General features: G+C 58.9%; 15 protein-coding genes. 4 read left to right on the top strand and 11 right to left on the bottom strand.

The window, feature by feature from the left end; all coding sequences use genetic code 11:
- Positions 1-150: 150 nt before the first annotated feature.
- The 10 genes from ACK2JC_RS14615 to ACK2JC_RS14570 form a co-directional block, all read right to left on the bottom strand.
- Positions 151-1,746, bottom strand: a complete 1,596-nt coding sequence (locus ACK2JC_RS14615; protein ID WP_320937430.1) for a PucR family transcriptional regulator — start codon at positions 1,744-1,746, stop codon at positions 151-153.
- A gap of 215 nt (positions 1,747-1,961) precedes the next feature.
- Positions 1,962-3,755 carry an aspartate--tRNA ligase gene (aspS, locus tag ACK2JC_RS14610; protein ID WP_411337329.1) on the bottom strand — a complete coding sequence of 598 codons (1,794 nt, stop codon included), beginning with the start codon at positions 3,753-3,755 and terminating at the stop codon, positions 1,962-1,964.
- Positions 3,756-3,869: 114 nt separating this feature from the next.
- A complete protein-coding gene (hisS, locus tag ACK2JC_RS14605) occupies positions 3,870-5,135 on the bottom strand; it encodes a histidine--tRNA ligase (protein WP_320937431.1) in 1,266 nt (421 codons plus the stop codon).
- Complete coding sequence (locus tag ACK2JC_RS14600) at positions 5,083-5,367, bottom strand: hypothetical protein (RefSeq protein WP_320937432.1); 285 nt, start codon at positions 5,365-5,367, stop codon at positions 5,083-5,085. Before ACK2JC_RS14600 ends, hisS begins: the two co-directional genes overlap by 53 nt.
- Before the next feature lie 76 nt (positions 5,368-5,443).
- Positions 5,444-7,153, bottom strand: a complete 1,710-nt coding sequence (gene hemZ, locus ACK2JC_RS14595; protein ID WP_320937433.1) for a coproporphyrinogen dehydrogenase HemZ — start codon at positions 7,151-7,153, stop codon at positions 5,444-5,446.
- Positions 7,150-7,803 carry an MBL fold metallo-hydrolase gene (locus ACK2JC_RS14590; RefSeq protein ID WP_092362651.1) on the bottom strand — a complete coding sequence of 218 codons (654 nt, stop codon included), beginning with the start codon at positions 7,801-7,803 and terminating at the stop codon, positions 7,150-7,152. Before ACK2JC_RS14590 ends, hemZ begins: the two co-directional genes overlap by 4 nt.
- Positions 7,804-7,816: 13 nt before the next feature.
- A complete protein-coding gene (locus ACK2JC_RS14585) occupies positions 7,817-10,105 on the bottom strand; it encodes a RelA/SpoT family protein (protein WP_092362648.1) in 2,289 nt (762 codons plus the stop codon).
- A 99-nt stretch (positions 10,106-10,204) separates the two neighbouring features.
- Positions 10,205-12,154 carry a diguanylate cyclase domain-containing protein gene (locus ACK2JC_RS14580; RefSeq protein WP_368272282.1) on the bottom strand — a complete coding sequence of 650 codons (1,950 nt, stop codon included), beginning with the start codon at positions 12,152-12,154 and terminating at the stop codon, positions 10,205-10,207.
- Positions 12,155-12,185: 31 nt separating this feature from the next.
- A complete protein-coding gene (locus tag ACK2JC_RS14575) occupies positions 12,186-13,628 on the bottom strand; it encodes an extracellular solute-binding protein (RefSeq protein ID WP_320937435.1) in 1,443 nt (480 codons plus the stop codon).
- 287 nt (positions 13,629-13,915) lie between these two features.
- Positions 13,916-14,440: an adenine phosphoribosyltransferase gene (locus ACK2JC_RS14570; RefSeq protein WP_276852843.1), complete on the bottom strand. Its 525-nt coding sequence runs from the start codon at positions 14,438-14,440 to the stop codon at positions 13,916-13,918.
- A 230-nt stretch (positions 14,441-14,670) separates the two neighbouring features.
- On the opposite strand from ACK2JC_RS14570, the gene ACK2JC_RS14565 reads away from it, so the two are divergent.
- The 4 genes from ACK2JC_RS14565 (at position 14,671) to tkt (ending at position 19,370) form a co-directional block, all read left to right on the top strand.
- Positions 14,671-15,525: an alpha/beta hydrolase gene (locus ACK2JC_RS14565; RefSeq protein WP_320937436.1), complete on the top strand. Its 855-nt coding sequence runs from the start codon at positions 14,671-14,673 to the stop codon at positions 15,523-15,525.
- 103 nt (positions 15,526-15,628) lie between these two features.
- Positions 15,629-16,375: a DeoR/GlpR family DNA-binding transcription regulator gene (locus ACK2JC_RS14560; RefSeq protein ID WP_320937437.1), complete on the top strand. Its 747-nt coding sequence runs from the start codon at positions 15,629-15,631 to the stop codon at positions 16,373-16,375.
- A 340-nt stretch (positions 16,376-16,715) separates the two neighbouring features.
- Positions 16,716-17,369 carry a fructose-6-phosphate aldolase gene (fsa, locus tag ACK2JC_RS14555; RefSeq protein ID WP_092362638.1) on the top strand — a complete coding sequence of 218 codons (654 nt, stop codon included), beginning with the start codon at positions 16,716-16,718 and terminating at the stop codon, positions 17,367-17,369.
- 12 nt (positions 17,370-17,381) lie between these two features.
- Complete coding sequence (tkt, locus tag ACK2JC_RS14550) at positions 17,382-19,370, top strand: transketolase (RefSeq protein WP_320937438.1); 1,989 nt, start codon at positions 17,382-17,384, stop codon at positions 19,368-19,370.
- Positions 19,371-19,574: 204 nt separating this feature from the next.
- Here tkt and ACK2JC_RS14545 read toward each other — a convergent pair whose 3' ends face one another.
- Positions 19,575-20,537, bottom strand: coding sequence for a PfkB family carbohydrate kinase (locus ACK2JC_RS14545; protein WP_276852854.1), 963 nt, complete (start codon positions 20,535-20,537; stop codon positions 19,575-19,577).
- Positions 20,538-20,669 lie beyond the last annotated feature (132 nt).

Raw genomic sequence — 20,669 nt, 5'->3', positions numbered from 1 at the left:
TCCGCTCCTTTACGTTCACGAAAGGCCGGCGGATCGACCCCGCCGGCCTTATCTCAGATAAGCATACTAAAATTTCAACCGGAGCGGAATCCTCCGGCCAGACGAATTTTCGCCTGATTTTTTGTCATTTTGGACAAAAAACGTACGCCGCTACGAGCGCAGCAGACGCCGGACGGCCACGGCGTGGTAGAGGGGCAGGGTGTCGGGGAAATCGCCGATGTGGTAGCCTACCAGGTCCGAGCAGCGGTTTAAGCGGTATTTTACCGTGTTTTTATGCAGGAATAGCAGCTCCCCGGCCCGCTGGTAGCTGCACTGGGCGTCCAGCAGGTAGACCTCCAGCGTATCCAGGCTGGCCTCGTCCTTTTCCCTTGCAATGGGCTCCAGGGGCCTCTGGCACTCGTACAGGCCGGTCTCCCCGCCCGCGATCCTCAGGCGGCATGCCCTGGCGAACTCCATTTCCCGGGTGTGGTAGGCGTTTTTGTGGGGGAACAGCTTCCGGGCGTCCGCCAGGTATTCCCGGTGGAGCAGGAACGCCTCCCGCACCGCCGCCGTGTCGGCCAGGTGATTACACCAGGTAAATGTGCAGGGCTGGTCCTCCCCGGCCAGGCAGGCTTCCAGAGCCGTCTGAATCTCCCGCTCCTCGCTCAGGGACCCCGGGCCGTCCATGAACAGAACCAGCTCCCCCTCATAAGCGTCCGTGACCACGGTTCCGAAGTAACTGTTCAGCAGGTCCGACAGCCGCTGCAAAACGGCGGCGGAGTTCCCGTCGTTCCACTCCTGTTCTCCATGGAGAATTACCATGGAGTGGATTGCGGCTACATCAATGTGGAAGATATTGGCCAAACGGCGCATTTTCATGGGTTCATCCTGGAGAATGGCGCGCACCAGCTCCCGAACGGCCACCGTCTCGTGCTGGGTACTCCAGATATTGGCCGCCAGGCGCACCGCGTCCCCGGCCTGTTCCACCGCAGAGCGGGACAGGGGTTCCCCTTCCCGGAAGATGAAAAGCTCCATCCGGCGGCTCTGGTCCAGCTTCACGGACACGCGGCAGAGCCTGTAATCCGAACCGTTTATGCAGACGTCGGCCTCCCCCTCCGGCTCCGGGAGATTTCCGGCCTCCAGAAAGTCCCGCAGGGTTTTGCCTAGGCTGTGGGGCCAGGTGGCTTCGTTCAGTACCCGCAGCGAACCGTCCGTGAGCAGGAAGGAGGCCATCATGCGCTCGCTGAGCATTTTCAGCATGGTGTCCACGGTGCGCTGGTGGCGCGGCAGGCGGGAGACCTGCTCCAAAAGCTCGTTCACAAAGGCCGGGTTCACCATGCGGTCCCGGACGATGCGCTCCATGATCTCGCAGATGGCTTCCCCGTACCGGAAATCCATCCGTTTCTCAGGCATCTGGATCAGCACGAAATCCTTCTCATCCGCGATCCGCTTCATCTCCTCCGGCACCGCGGGCACATAGACCCCCACGTAATACAGGATCAGCCCCACCTCGCCCGCCTCCGCCAGACGGCGCACCACCGCGCACTGAAGCCGCTCGTCCGCCGGGTTGTTCATGAAACCGGTGATCACGATCTCGCTTCCGCTGTAAGTGTCGCCGGGAAACAGATCATCTTCCAGAATCTGGGGATTAGCGCATTCCAGCACGGACACATAGGCCACGGTGCGGGAAAGCCCACCCGCCCCGGCCAGTACCCGCGCGGGTTTTAGGGAAGGAAGTTTTAATAGATCAGATACCGTTACGCTCATGATGTTACCTCCTTTGCGGGGTATTCTGACGGGTGGGACAGGTGTTTACGGGACTGCGGGGCTGCGGCTGGCCCTGTGGGCCCGCGGGACTGTGGCTGGCATGGCCCCGTGGCCCCGCGCTCCCGCACTAGCCGCCCTACAAAATCAATACCGGGCGGCCGCTTTCTACCCACAAAAGCAGCCGCCCGGCCCTACCGTCAACTCATATTACAATCTTATTCCTCTTCCGTCTCCGCAACCTCAATCCCCAGCTCCTTAAGCTGCGCCGGGTCCACCGGCGTGGGGGCCTCGGTCATCAGGCAGGACGCGTCCTTCACCTTCGGAAATGCGATCACGTCGCGGATGCTGTCCGCGCCCACCATCAGCATCACCATGCGGTCAAAGCCGTAGGCAAGGCCCGCGTGCGGCGGAACGCCGTACTTAAATGCCTCCAGCAGGAATCCAAACTGGTCATTGGCCCGCTCCGGCGTAAAGCCCAGCACCTCGAACATCTTGGACTGCACGTCGCCCTGATGGATACGGACGGAGCCGCCGCCCATCTCCACGCCGTTGAGCACGATATCGTAAGCCTTGGCCCGCACCCGTCCCGGGTCGGAGTCAATATACTGCAAATCCTCGTCCATGGGCATGGTGAAGGGATGGTGCATGGCCACGAAGCGGCCCTCCTCCTCGGAGTATTCAAGGAGCGGGAACTCCGTCACCCACAGGAACTTGAAATCATCCTTTTTCAGCAGATCCAGCTGTCTCGCCAGCCCCAGGCGCAGGTTGCCCAGCACGTCGTAGACCACCTTGTTCCGGTCCGCGGCGAACAGCAGCAGATCGCCCGGCTTACCGCCCATGGCGGCCACCAGAGCGCCCATCTCCTCCTCCGTCATGAACTTGGCAAAGGAAGATTTTAAGCTGCCGTCCTCGTTAATAGCCACATAAGCCAGGCCCTTAGCCCCAAAGCCCTTGGCGTACTCCACCAGCGCGTCGATCTTCTTTCTGGGCATATGGCCCTGTCCCTCAGCGTTGATGCCGCGGACGGACCCGCCGTTCTCCAGGGCGTTCTTGAACACCGCGAACTCGCAGCCCTTCACCACGTCCGACACATCCTGAAGCTCCATGCCGAAGCGCAGGTCCGGCTTGTCGGAGCCAAAGCGGTCCATGGCCTCCTGCCAGGTCATCCGGGGCAGGGGCAGGGGCAGATCGTAATCACAAATCTCCTTAAACAGCTTCTGCAGCAGACGCTCATTGACGTCCAGCACCTCGTCCACATCCACAAAAGACAGCTCCATGTCGATCTGGGTGAACTCCGGCTGGCGGTCCGCCCGCAGGTCCTCGTCCCGGTAGCAGCGGGCGATCTGGAAATAGCGGTCGTACCCGGAGCACATGAGCAGCTGCTTAAACAGCTGGGGAGACTGGGGCAGCGCGTAAAATGAACCGGGATGCACGCGGCTGGGCACCAGATAGTCCCTGGCTCCCTCGGGGGTGCTCTTGATCAGGGTGGGCGTCTCAATCTCCAGGAAACCCTCGTCGGCCAGGAACGCCCTGGTCAGGGTGGCAACGCGGCTTCTCACCATCATGTTGCGCTGCAAATCCGGGCGGCGCAGATCCAGGAAACGGTATTTCAGGCGCAGCTCCTCCTTGGTCTTGCTGTTCTCCTCGATGGGGAACGGCGGAGTCTCGGACTCGGAGAGCACGCGCATGGACTTGGCGCGCACCTCGATGGCGCCGGTGGCCAGATTCGGGTTCACCGCGCCGGAGCGCGCCTCCACCCGGCCCGTCACCGCGATCACGAACTCGCTGCGCAGCTTCTCCGCTTTGGCGAAGTTCTCAGCGCCGCAGTCGCTCTCCTCAAATATAATCTGCAAAATGCCGGAACGGTCCCGCAGATCCACAAAAATGATCCCGCCCTTATTTCTGCTCTTCTGAACCCATCCCATCACGGTCACGTCCTGACCGATGTTGGCGGTGGTCACCTCTGTACATCTGTGGGACCGCTTGATCCCAACCATTGATTCTGCCATGATCTTATCTCCTTAATATCAAGTAATTGACCGCGGGCTGTCCCGGCGGCCTATTGGATCCACTCAAACTCCGGCTGTCCCGCTCCCCGCCTCTTTAGACGGCCGCGGCGCTTCTCAGCCCTTTAAGCCTTCCCGGAAAAATTCCTTAAACTGGGTGTAGCCTTCTTTCTCCAGCTGCTCCTTCTGGAACTTCTTGTTCTTATTCATCTGGGCCACCAGCACCTGCACCCCGTTTTTGCGCGCTTCCATGGCCTCCCGGATCACCCCTGCCAGGGTGGAGGAGTCCACGTTCTTCTCGAACAGGTACGCCACCTTCTCGCCTTCCCCCGGCACCGTAAAACCGTTGTCCAGCAAAATGGTCACGATGCGCTCAAATCCGATGGAAAAACCGCAGGCCGGGGTCTCCATGCCGGTGAATTTCCCGATCATCTTGTCGTAGCGGCCGCCGCCCGCCACGGAGCCGCCGAAGCCCTCCATGGAAATCTCGAAAATGGTCCCGGTGTAGTAGGACATGCCGCGCACCAGGGTGGGGTCGAATTCCAGGCCAAAATCAGCCTCCGCCACCTCGTTCACCGTATCCATAATGTGGGCCAGGTTCTCGCTGACCTGGGCCGGAAGCACGTCCGCCAGCTGGCCGCCCAGCCTGCGCACGCCGTCCGCGTCCTTCCCAACGCCCCTCAGCAGCTCCATGTACTGGGATACGCTGGTCTCGGCGTAGCCGGACTCCAGCAGCTCCCGCTCCACGCCCTCGAATCCGATCTTGTCCATTTTGTCCAAAATGATAAACACCTGGTCCATGGACTCCTCCGGGAAGCCGCAGTGCAGAGCCATACCCTTTAAAATTCCCCGGTCATTGATGCGCACGGTAAACGCATTGTCCGGGCAGATACGGCCCAGGGCCGTGGTGGTGGCCAGGATCAGCTCGATCTCCGCCAGGCTGGTGGGGTCGCCCAAAATGTCGATGTCGCACTGTACAAACTGGCGGAACCGTCCCTTCTGGGGCCTGTCCGCACGCCAGACGCTTCCCATCTGCAGCGCCTTGAAGGGCTTGGGCAGGTTGGCAGCGTTGTTGGCATAGTAGCGGGAAAGGGGAAGGGTCAGGTCGTAGCGCAGGCCGCTGTCCACCAGGTCGTTCTCCTCGTTCACCGCGTCCAGATTCAGCTTTTCGCCGCGTTTCAGTATTTTAAAGATCAGTTTTTCATTGTCGCCGCCCTGTTTGCTGGTGAGATTGGCGATGTGCTCCACGCAGGGAGTCTCGATCTGGGAGAACCCAAAACTCTTGTAGGTCTCGCGAATCTGATTCATCACATATTCCCGAATCTGCATCTCAGCAGGCTGAATGTCCTTCATGCCGGTAACCGGCTTCTTCGTCAATGCCATATCGTTCTCCAATTCTATTTGATTGCTTGCCTGTATATCCGTTCAGACGGCGGAAAAACCGCTTCAAACCATGTCCGCCTGTTACATATCTATATTTTAATGAACTTTTATGATTTTGCAAGACTTTTGGGGAATTTTCCTCAATTTCCTGTAACAGTTCAGACGGCGGGAAAATTGACACGGAAAGCCCCGTCAAGCTCGCTTGTAAGCGGCTTTCCGTGTCAATTTTCACATCGGATGGACATCCGATGCTTCCCCGCCGGTCTTTTTCGGTCAAGACGATGAGCTGTCTGAACTGTTACAATATCCTACACCAGAATCCGCTCCTTGCGGCCAATCATCTCATCGATGCGGCTGATGTACTGCTCCACCTCTTTCACGTTCTCGCATCTCTCCCTGCGGTTCTCCGCCGGAAATACCACCTTGGTGGTGGTTCCCGCCCCGCAGGCCACGATGGTCTGCATCTCCTCCATGATCAGGATGTTGTAAATGCACGCTTTTCCCGGCAGTGCGTAACCCACGTTCTCGAAGTTCCCGGCCATGTTCTTCTGCCGGTACAGGTAGTAGGGCTCCATCCCCAGCTCCCTGGCGCAGGCCGCGCTGAGATCAATCATCTCCGGGGTGTTCTGAATGGTCAGGCCCTCGTAATCTTCCTTGAACATATTCAGCCTGGCCGCCCGCTTGATGGCCAGGGAGTGCACGGTCAGGGAATCCGGCTTCATAGCCCGTATCTCATCCAGGGTGCACCTCACCTCGTCCATTCCCTCCTGGGGAAGGCCCATAATCAGGTCCATGTTGATATTGTCAAAGCCCATCTCCCGGGCCATGTAATACCGCTCCTTCACCATCTCCACCGTGTGCCTGCGCCCGATCAAATCCAGGGTGGACTGGTTCATAGTCTGGGGATTTATGGAAATTCTGGTGATCCCGTGATCCCGCAGCACCTGAAGCTTTTCCCAGGTGATGCTGTCCGGCCGCCCCGCCTCCACGGTGAATTCCAGGGCGCGGGAAAGGTCAAAGAGCCGATCAAGTTTACATAAAATCGAGTCAATTTCCCCTGCCTCCAGAGACGTGGGGGTTCCGCCGCCGAAATAGACCGTATCCAGCGGTCGGCCCTCCATTTTTTTCGCCGTGTATTCCAGCTCATGGAACAGGGCGTCCAGGTACAGGCCGGTCCTGCCCTTCCACTTGCCGATGGGGTAGGAGGTGAAGGAACAGTACAGGCAGGTGGTGGGGCAGAAGGGGATGCCCACGTACAGGCTGTATCCCCGCTCGTAGTCCAGCGGCTCCAAAAGGCGCTTCTCCCGGGCCGCGATCTCCACGCTGAGATTCACCTTCTCGTCGCTGGCCAGGTACGTTTCCTTCATATACCGGCGTATCTCCTCCTCGTCCCAGCCCTCCTCCAGGCGGCTGAGGGCGATCTTGGTGGGGCGGATGCCGGTCAGGGAGCCCCAGGGCAGGGTTTTCCCCGTGCGCGTACAGAGCATCTTGTAGAACATCTGCTTGATCACATTTTTCGTGCCAAGGTGGTCCGAGAGGTCCGCCGGGGCGCTGTTGTCCATTGTCAGGGAAAATCCCGGCGCGGGGGACTTTAGTTCCGGCCGGGCCCCGGCTCCATCTCCAGCCGGAACGCCCACCCGGCCCCCGGGTTCATTCCCGGCCAGAGCCTCCGCCCGGCCCCCGGGTCCATCCCCGGCCAAAGCCTCCGCCCGGCCCCCGGGTTCATTCCCGGCCAGAGCCTCCGCCCGGCCCCCGGGTTCATCCCCAGCCAGAGCCTCCGCCCGGCCTTCCGCGGAATTCCCGCTGCCATCCCGGCAAAAACTCCCGCCAGCCGCGGAAACATCCGTCCCGCCGTCCCACACTATCAGCCTGACTTCCCCGTCCCCCAAACGGCTCTCCACATAAAATGCCACGCCGTCCTTCACTTCATGGGCATAAGTTTCGCCCGGATAAAAGGACATCAGAAGCTCTCTGATGTCCTGTTCAAACGCGTTGTCCTGTATCAGTAAACCGATCATAGCGTATGTCTCCTGTAAAATGTCACCGGATTGAACTGTTTCTCATGTCCGATGGTGGTCGGGTCCCCGTGTCCGGGATAGACCATGGTGTCCTCCGGCAGAGCAAACAGCTTATCCAGAATGGACTCCACCAGCTGGGACGCGCTTCCGGTGGGCAGATCCGTGCGCCCGTAGGAGTCCGCAAACAGCGTATCACCGGCCAGCAGCACGCCCTCGTCCGCAATGTAATAGCAGGCCGATCCGGCTGTGTGCCCCGGCGTCGCGATCAGTTTCCAGTTCAGCCCCAGAAGGGTAAACTCCTGGCCGTCCCGCAGCAGCTCATCCGCGTGAAAGCTGGTGGGCTCGGAGTCGCAGGTGCCGGACAGGTTCAGGCTGGTATCTGCCAGCATGGCGTCCTCAACCGCGGAAGCGTACACCGGAACGTGAAAGGACCGGCTCAATTCCGGCACGGCCAGAATGTGGTCGAAATGTCCGTGGGTCAGCGCAACAGCCACCGGCTTCACGTCCAGCTCCCTGCACTTGTTCATAATATAAGGGGCGTTGTCGCCGGGATCCACGATCACCGCCTCCTTTGAGGCGCAGTTGTATAAAATATAACAGTTCGTGCTCACCGCTCCGAGCACGCAGGTCTTAATCCGCAAATCACTCATAATCGATCCTCCGTCAGCCCGCGGTGCGCTCAATGTCCAGCACACCCTCGATCTGCCTTATCTTGTCTGTAAGCCGTCCCAGTTCCTCCATGCCATGGATGTCAAAGGTCATGATAATCGTGGCCTTGCCCTGCTTGCTGGTCCGCACGTTCATGGATGTGATATCGATCTGGCGTTCCGTAAACACCTTGGATATGTCCGCAAACATGCCGATCCGGTTGTTGGCATAGATCTTGATCTCCGTGGAATAGCGCTCGCCGCTGGTCGCATCCTCCGGCACCTGCCACTCCGCGTCGATCAGCCGGTTCCGCTCGTCCTCCGGCAGATTGATAATGTTCACACAGTCGGTTCTGTGAATGGAGACTCCGCGCCCTCTTGTCACAAAGCCCACGATCTCGTCCCCCGGCACCGGGCTGCAGCAGCGCGAGAAGCGCACCGCTAGATCGTGAATTCCCTTGACCACAATGCCGCTCTTGGAGCGCCCGGCCCTGGCGTTTAGTTCCGCCCGGCCCGCGGTGTCGGCGATGCCGCTGAGCACGTCCGCGTCCGTGATCTCCCGCTTGAGCTTCTTCTCCCGCTCCTCGCTCATCTTGTTGATGACCTGGCCCTCTTTCAGGCCGCCGTGGCCGATGGAAGCAAGGACGGATTCCCAGTCCTTGAAGGCGTAACGGGCCATAACCTTTTCCATGTACTCCGGCTTGCCGATCTCCGCCCAGTTGATCCCCTTGGCCTTGCAGTAGCGCTCGATCATATCGCGGCCCCGGATGATGTTGTCCTCCTTCATCTCGTTCTTGAACCACTGATTGATCTTGTTCTTGGCCTGGGTGCTCTTGACGATATTTAACCAGTCCCGGCTGGGTCCCTTGGAGTTCTGGGAGGTGATGATCTCGATCTGGTCGCCGTTCTGGATCACGTAATCGATGTTCACCAATTTGCCGTTGACCCTGGCTCCCACCATCTTGTTGCCCACCGCGCTGTGGATGGCGTAGGCGAAATCAATGGGCGTGGATCCGCTGGTCAGCGTCTTCACGTCCCCGGATGGGGTAAAACAGTACACGCTGTCGGAGAACAGGTCCAAGTCGCCCTTGACCATGCTGAGGAACTCCTTGGAGTCGTCCGTGTCCCTCTGCCACTCCAGAATCTGACGCAGCCAGGACAGCTTTGCCTCCTCGCTGCTGGCCGCCACCTGGCCGCTTCCGCTCTCCTTGTACTTCCAGTGGGCCGCGATGCCGTACTCCGCGGTGCGGTGCATCTCGTAGGTCCTGATCTGAATCTCAAAGGGCTGGCCGTTGCTGCCGATCAGCGTGGTGTGTAACGACTGGTACATATTCTGCTTGGGCATGGCGATGTAATCCTTGAAACGCCCGGGAATGGGCTTATACATCTCATGGATCACGCCCAGGGCCGCGTAACAGTCCTTCACCGTCTCCACCATGATCCGCACCGCAAACAGGTCGTAGATCTGATCCAGCGTCTTGTTCTGGTTCACCATCTTTTTATAGATACTGAAGAAATGCTTCACCCGGCCGCCGATGGCCGCCTCGATGCCCGCATCCTTCATGTGCTGCTTCACTTCGTCCACGATCTCCTGGACAAACGCCTCCCTGGCGTCCTTGCGCAGGGACACCTTCTCCACCAGATCATAATAGACCTCCGGCTTCAAATACTTCAGGGAAAGGTCATCCAGCTCGATCTTGATCTTGGAAATACCCAGGCGGTCCGCAATGGGAGCGTAAATCTCCATGGTCTCCCTGGCCTTCTCCTTCTGCTTCTCCGGTTTCCAATACTGGCCGGTGCGCATATTGTGGAGGCGGTCCGCAAGCTTGATGATGATCACCCGGATATCTTTGGCCATGGCAAGAAACATCTTGCGCAAATTATCCGCCTGAATCTCCACCTTGTCCTTGTCCCAGGACAGCTGGGTCAGCTTTGTGACGCCGTCCACCAAAAACGACACCTCTGTGCCGAACTGTTTGGCCAGCTCGTCGAGAGACATCGCAGTGTCCTCCACCACGTCGTGAAGCAGCCCGGCCTCGATGGTTTCCTTGTCCATCTCCAGATCCGCCAGGATGATCGCAACGCACAGCGGATGGATGATGTAGGGCTCCCCCGACTTGCGCTTCTGCTCCCGGTGCGCCTCCTTGGCGACGCGGTACGCCTTCTCGATCATCGTAATGTCATCCGACGGATGATATTTGCGAATCGTCGCGATCAGATCCTGGTAGAGCTCCTCGGGGCTGGTAAAGTCCGCCGGCGCTTCCAGTTCAATATCCAGTTTTTCTTTTGTCACCTCATTCGCCATGTATGGTCACCTTTTCTACGGATAGTTAATGTACATTATAATTTTTTTTGCCTGAAAATGCAAGGGGGTACTGGAAAAAGCGAGATAGAGCGCCATTCGCTACTCTATCTCGTCTGATTTTCCATACACCGCGATTCCATTTTTCTCGCCCCGCTTGATGCGGTACATCGCCCGGTCGGCGCGTTTTAACAGCTCCTCCATGCTCTCCGATTCCCTCTGGGCAAAGGCCAGGCCGATGGAGGCGTTGACCTGCACCTCCTTGCCGTCCGGAAGGGTCATGGCGTGGCGTTTCTCGTATCCGTCGCGGATTTTCTGCTCCACCTCTTCGCGGCTGGAATACCCATAGAAGAACAGCGCGAACTCGTCGCCGGAGAGGCGTACCGGAATGGCGCTCTCCCCTCTGGCCATGGTGCGCAGCAAATCCGCCATGGTCTGCAGATACCGGTCCCCCGTGCTGTGCCCGTAGGTGTCGTTGATGTATTTCAAATTGTCCAGATCGCAGAAGATCAGGCCGTTGACCCGCAGCGGATTCTCATCCAGAAGCTGCTGCCCCTTCACCCGCAGGTAAGCCGCATTGTACAGTCCGGTGAGCTGATCGTGCTGGGACAGATCCCGCAGCCGGATAATCTCCATGTAGGCGTCGGTCTTATCCACCACCATGCCGAACACGCCGTGCTCCTCCTTCTGCTGCCGGATGGACACGGCCCGCAGGTTGTTCCGGGAGTCCTCAAACCAGAAGCCGTCCTCCAGCTCGTCGATTTTATTCATCCCCGCCAGAAGGCGGATCCAGTCCTCGTAGGAGACAACGTTGGTCCCGTTTGTGTATTCCTCCGGTATATCCAGCAGGCGTTTCAGGGAGCCGGAGAGCTTTACCCGGCTCCCCGGACCCTCGTACTCAAAGCTGCCCACCATCTCCCCGGCCGCCTGCATTGCCAGGGAATACCGGGAATGGCTCTGCTCCAGCCTGCGCGCCATGTTGTTCAGCGCCAGGTGGATGTCGTCGATCTCGGACAGGCCGCACTGTTCGAAGTGAACGCCCTGCGGATTCTGCCCCGCGATATCCTCCCGGAGCTTGCGCAGCGGACGCATAAGCTGGTAAATCACAATATAGGAAAATACAATGGCAATCAGCACCGAGATACCGTAGATCGCCACGATCATCATCACCGTGTCCTTGGACAGCGCCGAAAGCTCCGACTGGTCCGCCACCTGGGCGATGTACACCGCGCCGCTCTCCATGTGGCCGTAGAGCTGTAAAATGCTCCTCACACCGGCATAGGAATGGCCCTCGTCGTTTATGACCACCCGGTCCTGGTCCATGCGGTAAGGAAGGCCCGTCTTTCTGCCGTCCGCGCTGTAAAGCACCTGATCCTCGGTCAACAGGAACATCTGCATCCCCTTGTAGGGCGGATCGTCCAGCTTCATGTAGGAGTCCAGAATCTCCGAGCCCACCTCCAGGCCCATGATCCGGCGGTGTCCGTCCCGGATCTGAGTGATCACATAATGCAGCGAGCCGTCCTTGTAGAGCCACTGGCTGGCTGTTTTCTGGTTCTCCCAGTACATCTCCCCGTTCTGCCAGCTGCTCTCCTGAAACTTGGGCTGCCACTGGCTGGAAAGTGCGATGGAATAGCTGCTGTTGAGCTTCCCCACCGAGCAGGTGATATCCCCGTAACCGGAGGCGTAGATCGCCGGTTCCCCGTCCCGGAAGCTGTACCCCTCCCGGCTGTCCAGATCCATGTAAAAGATTTTAGAGGCGCAGGACAGATGGTTCAGATTGTCGATCAGACGGTTCTGTATCTCCCGCGCATCCGACAGACGGCTGATCTCCGTGCCCATATTGTTGGTGATCAGAAGCGCATTATTCAGATTTCCGGATAACAGCGTGTTCTTTTCGGAGGTCTGGGACTCCATCACGCGGTAAGGACGCCCCACCGTGCTGGTGAAGGTGCCGCTCACCCCAAGACCGATGCCGAATACCACGCTCTGCAACAAAATGGCCGCCAGTATGCTGTTGCGCACTTTGTTGCTTAACGAATGTCTTTTCATCATACTACACCCCGTTCCGCCGACGGGAGAGACGTCACTGCTTGGCAAACATCTCTTCTACCCGGCGGTAAAATTCATCCGCCTTCTGCCCGTAATTCATCGTTTCCGCCGCTTCCTCAATGGACATGCCGCTGTTTAGGCATCTCAGAAATTCGCTGCGCCCTTCGGCCAGAACGCTGCTGAAATATTCCTCCAGCTCCTGCCGGACGCTGTAAGCATTTTCAAAATCGAACCCGTACACCATCTGGTAATCCCGGCTCTGTTCCAGACCCAGCTCCAGCGCTCTCAGCACATTGGGGTCCTTGACGCTGTCTCTCTGGCTTTCGTCCAGACCGCCCTTTACCACCGGCATGTAGGACATGGACAGCGCCACCTCGAAACTGCGCTCCGTTGTCAGCCAGCGGATGAAATCCATGCAGGCCTCGCTCTCCCGATCGCTCTTCTGAATGGTCACGATGCCCGCGCCCTGCTGGATTGCGGTCTTGGCCTCATGCTCCAGACAGGGGTAAGGATACATCCCCATCTCAATGGGTTTCATCTCGCCCTCTTTGTCCGCCACTTCCTTCGGGAAATACAGCGTGCTGGAGGAGGAACCGATGTACCCGGCCAGCACCGACTGCCGGATATCGTCGCTGCGGTACTTGCCGCTTGCGCCGTAATACCCCTTTGTGTAGGGAATATAGTAATTTTCAAATAAACGCTCCACGCACTCCCGGTCCAGATCCAGGACCATCTCCCCGTCCTGATCATAGTGGTAGATATCCGATCCCATGGCGTGGTTCATTGTGATAAAATAGTTGGCCAGAATATCCATCCCGATAAACGGTTTTCCGTCAAAGGGCACATCCGGGGTCATCCCGTCCGTCCAGTTGTAATACCCCTCGGCCATCCGGGCCAGACCCTCCCAGGTCTCCATATCCGCGGTCTTAAACTCAGGGTTGGCCTGCAAAAATTCCTCCAGCACGGTCTGATTCATCATCAGCAGCTCCGTGGATTTTGCCACCGGAATGATATATAATCCGTCTCCGAAATACCCCTCCTGCACATACGCCTCATAATACTGCGAGAGATCCTCCTGGCTGAAATACTTGCCGCAGTCCACCAACAGCTCCGGCTTGTTGCGCCAGATCTTGCTGGCCATATCCCGGTATGCCATGAACATGTTGGGCATCTCCACCTGGTTGGTGGAATCATTGACAATCAGGTCCATCTTGTTGGACAGTTCGGTGATGGAGCCCTGGCTGTACGCCTCCACGGTGATCCCCTTTTCGGCTCCCTCGGTCTGATTGTACTCCTCTATGATCTGATCCAGCGATTCCTTCTGAAGGTCGTTATAATAATGCCAGAGCACGATCTTGCACGGCTCCTGTTTTGCCGCCCCGGTTCCCGCCGGGTCCGGCTGCGCGCCCGTTCCCCCCGCGGAACAAGCCGTCAGCCCGGCCGCAGCAAGCCCTCTGAACCCCCTTCTTCTGTCCATACCCAAGTCTCCTCTCCCAGTTCAGTCGATTGATAACCGTTCAGTGCCTTGACAGCACACGCACCGGCCGGCTGAACAGTTATACTTATTCTACTACGCTTTGCCCATTCCGTCTACTTGAAAGCGCAACATTTTCCCCGTCCCCCTGTACGCAGGTCTGAAATCCCCTCCGCTCCCCCCTCCGCAGCCGGGAAATGATTCTGAGGCATCGCAAAAACCGGCCTCCGGCATTTTCTAAAAAAATGTCCGGAGACCGGTCTCGTCATACCGCGCCCGTCAGGGTCTGGCTATTTGCCTTCGTATATAATGGCGGAGTCCACGTCGTACCCCTGAAGGTGGGCGCGCCCGTTCAGGCCCGCCAGCTCCATCACGAAGCAGATCTTTACAACCGTTCCGCCCAGCTGCTCGATCAGCTTGATAATAGCCTCCGTGGTTCCACCCGTGGCGATCAGGTCGTCCACAATCACCACCTTCTGGCCCGGCTTAATGGCATCCTTGTGAATCTCAACGGTGGCCTTGCCGTACTCCAGATCATAGTCCATGGAAATGGTCTCGCAGGGAAGTTTTCCCTTTTTGCGCACCGGCACAAAGCTCTTGTGCTGGGCGTACGCCACCGGCACGCCGAAAATGAATCCTCTGGACTCCGGTCCAACCACCACGTCATAGTCCAGCCCGTCCAGCATCCGGATCAGACTGTCCACCGCCAGGTGCAGGCCGTCCGCATCCTGCAGGATGCTGGTCACGTCCCTGAAAATAATCCCCGGCTCCGGGAAATCCGGTATGCTTCTTACATATTCTTCCAACTTTTTCATGTTTTGTTCCTCTCTTCTGGGTTCCGTTTTGAGGCAAAAATCTGCAATTCCACCATACACCGCGCTCAACCTTCTGTCAATGTCCGCACACAAATTTTTCCACTTTTTTCACGTTTTACGCGGCTGCGCACGGTCCGGCGGCGCCGGCTTTTGTCCCATTGACTCTCCTCCCCCGATGGACTATAATCTGGGTAATGTGAACGCGGTATGCGAAAGGAGATGTTATTTCTATGAAAATTCTCAACCTGCCCATCGAACTGCCCCAGGATGCCTGCTGCAAGGCCCAGCCGGATCAATCCGCGGACCTGACCGCCTATCTGCTGGATCCCATGGCGGAGACAGCCTCGCGCCTGCGCCCGGCGGTCGTCATCTGCCCGGGCGGCGGCTACACGCGGCTGTCCGAGCGGGAGGACCAGCCCGTGGCTATGGAATATCTGGCCGCCGGTTTTCAGGTATTTTCCCTCCACTACAGCGTGGCGCCGGATGTATTTCCCCGGGCCTTAATGGAACTGGCCCTGGCCGTCCGCCTGATCCGGCTCAACAGCGCCAAGTGGCATGTGGACCCGGAGAAAATCGTCGTCTCCGGCTTTTCCGCGGGCGGACATTTAGCGTGCTGTCTGGGCGTTTTCTACAACCGGGACTTTCTCTGCGGCCCCCTTAAAACGTCCCCCGAACAAATCCGCCCGGACGGCCTGCTGCTCTGCTACCCGGTGATCACCTCCGGGCCGTTCTGCCATCCCGGCTCCATCGAGAGCCTGCTGGGGCCGGACGCCCAGGACCAGGAGAAACGCCGCCTGGTCTCCCTGGAACTTCAGGCCGGCCCGCACACGCCGCCCACCTTTCTGTGGCACACCTGCACGGACCAGACGGTGCCGGTGGAAAACAGCCTGCTCTTCGCCGACGCCCTGCGCAGCCACGGCGTCAGCCTGGAGATGCACCTCTACCCCAGGGGCCGTCACGGATTGTCCCTAGCCACCCACGAGGTGGAGGGAGGAGACGGGCGCTATTACGAGCCCAGCTGCCAGGGATGGATCGGCCTGGCCAAGTCCTGGATCAGAAATTTAGGCCGTGAAAACGCACAATAACGCAAACTAACGCAAAACCGCTTTTAAATTTTCCGGTTTTCCGCTATAATGGGATTAATCATAACGAATAAACCCATAACGTTGAATGAAATGGAGCGGTCCTATGTTGAAAGAAGAACGTCAGGCATTGATCCTGAACAAACTCCACGCCTCCGGAAAAGTGGTGGTCAGCCAGCTGGCCGTGGAGCTGAATGTGTCCGAGGACACCATCCGCAGAGACCTGCTGGATCTGGACCAGAAGGGGCAGGTCAAGCGGGTGTTCGGCGGCGCGCTCCCGCTGGAGCAGCCGGTGATCAACTATTTTGACCGGGAGACCACGGAAGTGGAGTTAAAGCAGCGCCTGGCGGAAAAGGCCCTGGGCTTTCTGGAGCAGGACCAGCTGGTGGCCATCGACGGCAGCAGCACCAACCTTCAGCTGGCTAAAAACATTCCCTCCACCCTGCGCCTGACCGTGCTGACCAACAGCTACTCCATCGCCCACGCCCTCAGCATGAAGGAGCAGGTGAGCGTGATCTTACTCGGCGGACGCCTCCTGAAGGAATCCCTGATGAGCGTGGGGGAGGTGGCCGCGGCCCAGGCGGACCTCTACCACCCGGACCTGTGCTTTGTGGGTGTTTACGCCATCCACCCGGAGTACGGCATGACCATCCCCTACCCCGACGAGGTGAGCCTGAAACGCCGCCTGATCGAAAATTCCAACCGGGTGATCAGCCTGGTCAGCCCAATCAAGCTCAACACCGTCTCCCGCTACCGGGTCTGCGGCATCGAGGCCTTCACCACCCTGGTCACGGAGAACGTGCCGGAGGAGATCGCCGGAAGCTACCGCAACCGCGGGCTGGACGTGTTTTAAGGCGGGCGTTTGGTGCGTCGATTGAACCTGGACCAGTCTCCGCCTCCGGAGTTGGTTCTCCGCCCCGGCGCCCCGGTTGACGTTGCCGCAAAGTCCCCAACCTCCGCAAATTCAAGCGCTCATGCGCCTGGATTTGCGGTATTTTTTTGCCAAAACAGCCATTCATTCCGATTCATTTGCATTTGTTTGCGGTTTTCAACCGCTGTTAGCAGGGATGTTTCAGGCATTTTGCGGCATATTATCGCATTTTCTTGCACATTTTTGCTTGACACAACGTTTGATCGAGTTATAATACAGATAGCAAGAAAAATGTTTTCTATATAAAAGGAGGATTACTGCTATGAAATTTTTTGTCGACACCGCCAATGTGGACGAGATCAAGAAAGCCAACGACATGGGCATCATCTGCGGCGTTACCACCAACCCGTCTCTGATCGCCAAGGAAGGCCGTGATTTCGGCGAAGTGATCAAAGAGATCACCGACATCGTGGACGGCCCCATCAGCGGAGAGGTAAAGGCCACCACCGTGGACGCCGAGGGTATGATCGCCGAGGGCCGCGAGATCGCCAAGATCCACCCCAACATGGTTGTAAAGATCCCCATGACCGTGGAAGGCTTAAAGGCCGTGAAGGTGCTGAACGCCGAGGGCGTTAAGACCAACGTGACCCTGGTATTCTCCGCCGCCCAGGCGCTGCTGGCCGCCCGCGCGGGAGCTTCCTACGTTTCCCCCTTCCTGGGCAGACTGGATGATATTTCCATGCCCGGCATTGATTTAATCTACGAGATTACGGAAATATTCCAGATGCACAACATTGAGACCGAGATCATCGCCGCCAGCATCCGCAACCCGATCCACGTGATCGACTGTGCAAAGGCAGGCGCGGACATCGCAACCGTTCCCTACAAGGTGTTGGAGCAGATGACGAAGCACCCGCTGACCGACCAGGGCATCGAGAAGTTCCAGGCGGACTACAGAGCGGTGTTCGGCGAATAGGAGGAACAGCAGATGAGAACCATCGATGAAATGTCAGTAAACGCCCTGCGGATTCTGGCCGCGGATATGGTGCAGAAGGCCAACTCCGGCCACCCCGGCCTGCCCCTGGGTGCGGCTCCCGCGGCCTACGAGCTGTGGGCCAATCACATGAATTTCAATCCCGCCGATTTGAACTGGGAGAACCGCGACCGTTTTATCCTTTCCGGCGGCCACGGCTCCTCCCTGCTCTACGCCCTGCTGCACATGTTCGGCTGCGGGCTTACCAAAGAGGATTTGATGAATTTCCGCCAGCTGGATTCCCTGACCCCCGGACACCCGGAGTACGGCCACACCGCAGGCGTTGAGGCCACCACCGGCCCCCTGGGCGCGGGTATGTCCATGGCCGTTGGCATGGCCATCGCGGAGGCCCATCTGGCAGCCGTATTTAATAAGGAGAATTATCCGGTTGTGGATCACTACACCTACGTGCTGGGCGGCGACGGCTGCATGATGGAGGGCATCTCCTCCGAGGCCTTCTCCCTGGCCGGCACCCTGGGCCTTTCCAAGCTCATCGTGTTCTACGATTCCAACCAGATTTCCATCGAGGGCTCCACGGATATCGCCTTCACGGAGAACGTGGAGCAGCGCATGGCGGCCTTCGGCTTCCAGACCCTGACCGTGGAGGACGGCAACGACTTATCCGCCATCGGGAAGGCCATCGAGGCCGCCAAGGCGGACAAGGAGCGTCCCTCCTTCATCACCGTAAAGACCCAGATCGGCTACGGCTGCCCGGCCAAGCAGGGCAAGGCCAGCGCCCACGGCGAGCCCCTGGGCGCGGAGAACGTGACCGCCCTGCGCCGCACCCTGGGATGGGACAGCGACGAGGCCTTCGAAGTGCCGGAGGAGGTTTACGCCCACTACCGCGAGCTGGCAGCCCGCAGCGCGGACGCCCAGGCTCAGTGGAACAAGCTGTTCGCGGATTACTGCGCCGCTTACCCGGAGATGAAAGCGCTCTGGGATCAGCACTTTAACGGCGACGCGGCAGAGTCTCTGGCTGCGGACGAGGAGTATTGGGCCTTCGAGGACAAACCCCAGGCCACCCGCAACCTGTCCGGCGTGCTGTTAAACCGCCTGAAGGACCGCATTCCCGGCCTGATGGGCGGAGCCGCGGACCTGGCTCCCTCCACCAAGACCTATTTGAACGAAGAGGGCGATTTCTGCAAGGACAACTACGCTGGTCGGAACCTGCACTTCGGCGTGCGCGAGCTGGCCATGGCCGGTATCGGCAACGGTATGGCCCTCCACGGCGGCCTGCGCCCCTACGTGTCCACCTTCTTCGTGTTCAGCGATTACACCAAGCCCATGGCCCGTCTGGCAGCTCTGATGAAGCTGCCGGTGACCTACGTGTTCACCCACGACAGCATCGGTGTGGGCGAGGACGGCCCCACCCATGAGCCCATCGAGCAGCTGGCCATGTTCCGCGCCATGCCCGGATTCAACGTGTTCCGTCCCGCGGACGCCACTGAGACTGCCGCGGCCTGGTACCACGCCGTGACCGTGAAGGATGCGCCCACCGCTCTGGTGCTGACCCGCCAGAACCTGCCCCGGCTCTCCGGCAGCAGCCGCGACGCCTTAAAGGGCGGCTACGTGCTTCAGGACAGCAGCAAGGAGACCCCGGACGCCATCCTGATCGCCAGCGGCTCCGAGGTATCCCTGGCCGTGGAAGCCAAGGAAATCCTGGCCGGAAAGGGCGTTGACGTCCGCGTGGTCAGCATGCCCTGCATGGATCTGTTCGAGCAGCAGCCCCAGGAGTACAAGGACTGCGTACTCCCCAGAGACGTGCGCAGGCGCGTGGCTGTGGAGGCCCTCTCCGGCTTCGGCTGGGAGCGCTACACCGGCCTGGACGGCGCTGTGATCAGCATGAAGTCCTTCGGCGCTTCCGCGCCGGCGGCAAAGCTGTTTAAGAAGTTCGGCTTCACCGCGGACCATGTGGTGGAGGTTGTGGAAAATCTGATGAAATAGCGGAAAATGCCGCAGGAACCGGTTTCGTGCCGGACCTGCGGCGTTTTTTGTGATGGAAATGCTGGGGAGGCGGCGCGCGGCCTCACGCCACGCAAAGGCGCCGCAGAATCCCTGCCAAGAGGATTCTGCGGCGCCCGCTGTCAATTTATCCAAAATAACTCCAAGTGCACTTATTTAATAATGAAGCAACGCTTCGCCCGCATATTACGGATGAGCCTCCATAAACGCTTCCACCTCAGCCAGTTCCGGGTAGCCCATACCTGGCTTACGGGTCATGCTGCCCTTGCGGGTGACCTTGTAGGCCGCGTACTTGCTGGCCCACTGGGTAGCCTCCTTCAGGTTCTTGCCCCATACCAGCCCGGCGGCCACCGCCGCCAGATACCCGTCTCCGGCTCCGATGGTGTCCACCGCCTTCACCGGGGTGGGCGCAACGGTCCAGAACTCCTCGCCGTCCAGCACCGCGCTGCCGTCCTCGCCACAGGTCATGATCACGCCCCGGGTGTGGTATTCGTCCCGAATCTGGCGCAGCATCTGCTCGTAGGGTTTGTCGGAGTCCTCCGGCAGACCGCAGAGAACGCGGGCTTCAATATCATTTAACACGATAAAATCCAGGTAGGACAGATCGCCCATTGGCTCGGAGGGCAAGGGGCTGGTGTTGCACAGCGTCAGCATGCCGAACTCCTCCTTGGCGATCTTCGCCCCGTCCAGGGCTTTCTTAAAGGGCATTCCGAAGCCGGTGATAAACACCTTTGCCTCCTTCATAGCCTCGATGGCCGCATGGGTCTCATCCCAGGTCAGGGCCGCGCAGGCGCTGTCCCCGTCCACGATGGTGTTCAGGCCGTCCTCGTCCACCATGATCAGGCCCGTGCCCGTGGAAACCGAGTGATCGCGGTACATAAAGGTGGTGTCCACCCCGGACTCGCTCATCCACTGGTCGCCCATGTCGCCCCACGGATCATAGCCCACCTTGCCGATGTAGCCGGTGCTCACGCCCAGGCGTCCCAGGGCAACGGAAACGGTCGCGCCCTTTCCGCCGTCCTCCTCCACCCGCCAATGGGTGGCTTCCATGGTCTCACCCCGACGCGGAAGGCGTTTCACATGGCAAATCTGCCCCACGCCGTGGCTGTTCAGTACAATGACATCTATTTTCTTTCCATTTTTTCCCATAAGAAATATGAACCCCTTTCCAAATTTGTAACAGTTTGGACATCCGATGTGAAAATTGGCACGAAAATCCGCTTACAAGCAAGCTTGACGCGGCTTCCCACACCAATTTTCCCGCCGTCTAAACTGTTACCC

Origin of the sequence: Enterocloster lavalensis, assembly GCF_046603895.1 — a bacterium.
Classification (GTDB): domain Bacteria; phylum Bacillota; class Clostridia; order Lachnospirales; family Lachnospiraceae; genus Enterocloster; species Enterocloster lavalensis.
This window is presented reverse-complemented; position numbering and strand designations above follow the sequence as displayed.

Bases quoted from the DNA above. Each gene is read 5' to 3' on its own strand.
- ACK2JC_RS14560 (WP_320937437.1), top strand. From the start codon at position 15,629: ATGTTGAAAGAAGAACGTCAGGCATTGATCCTGAACAAACTCCACGCC.
- ACK2JC_RS14580 (WP_368272282.1), bottom strand. From the start codon at position 12,154: ATGATGAAAAGACATTCGTTAAGCAACAAAGTGCGCAACAGCATACTG.
- hisS (WP_320937431.1), bottom strand. From the start codon at position 5,135: ATGGCATTGACGAAGAAGCCGGTTACCGGCATGAAGGACATTCAGCCT.
- ACK2JC_RS14585 (WP_092362648.1), bottom strand. From the start codon at position 10,105: ATGGCGAATGAGGTGACAAAAGAAAAACTGGATATTGAACTGGAAGCG.
- ACK2JC_RS14570 (WP_276852843.1), bottom strand. From the start codon at position 14,440: ATGAAAAAGTTGGAAGAATATGTAAGAAGCATACCGGATTTCCCGGAG.
- ACK2JC_RS14615 (WP_320937430.1), bottom strand. From the start codon at position 1,746: ATGAGCGTAACGGTATCTGATCTATTAAAACTTCCTTCCCTAAAACCC.
- ACK2JC_RS14575 (WP_320937435.1), bottom strand. From the start codon at position 13,628: ATGGACAGAAGAAGGGGGTTCAGAGGGCTTGCTGCGGCCGGGCTGACG.
- aspS (WP_411337329.1), bottom strand. From the start codon at position 3,755: ATGGCAGAATCAATGGTTGGGATCAAGCGGTCCCACAGATGTACAGAG.
- hemZ (WP_320937433.1), bottom strand. From the start codon at position 7,153: ATGATCGGTTTACTGATACAGGACAACGCGTTTGAACAGGACATCAGA.
- ACK2JC_RS14565 (WP_320937436.1), top strand. From the start codon at position 14,671: ATGAAAATTCTCAACCTGCCCATCGAACTGCCCCAGGATGCCTGCTGC.
- ACK2JC_RS14590 (WP_092362651.1), bottom strand. From the start codon at position 7,803: ATGAGTGATTTGCGGATTAAGACCTGCGTGCTCGGAGCGGTGAGCACG.
- ACK2JC_RS14545 (WP_276852854.1), bottom strand. From the start codon at position 20,537: ATGGGAAAAAATGGAAAGAAAATAGATGTCATTGTACTGAACAGCCAC.
- tkt (WP_320937438.1), top strand. From the start codon at position 17,382: ATGAGAACCATCGATGAAATGTCAGTAAACGCCCTGCGGATTCTGGCC.
- fsa (WP_092362638.1), top strand. From the start codon at position 16,716: ATGAAATTTTTTGTCGACACCGCCAATGTGGACGAGATCAAGAAAGCC.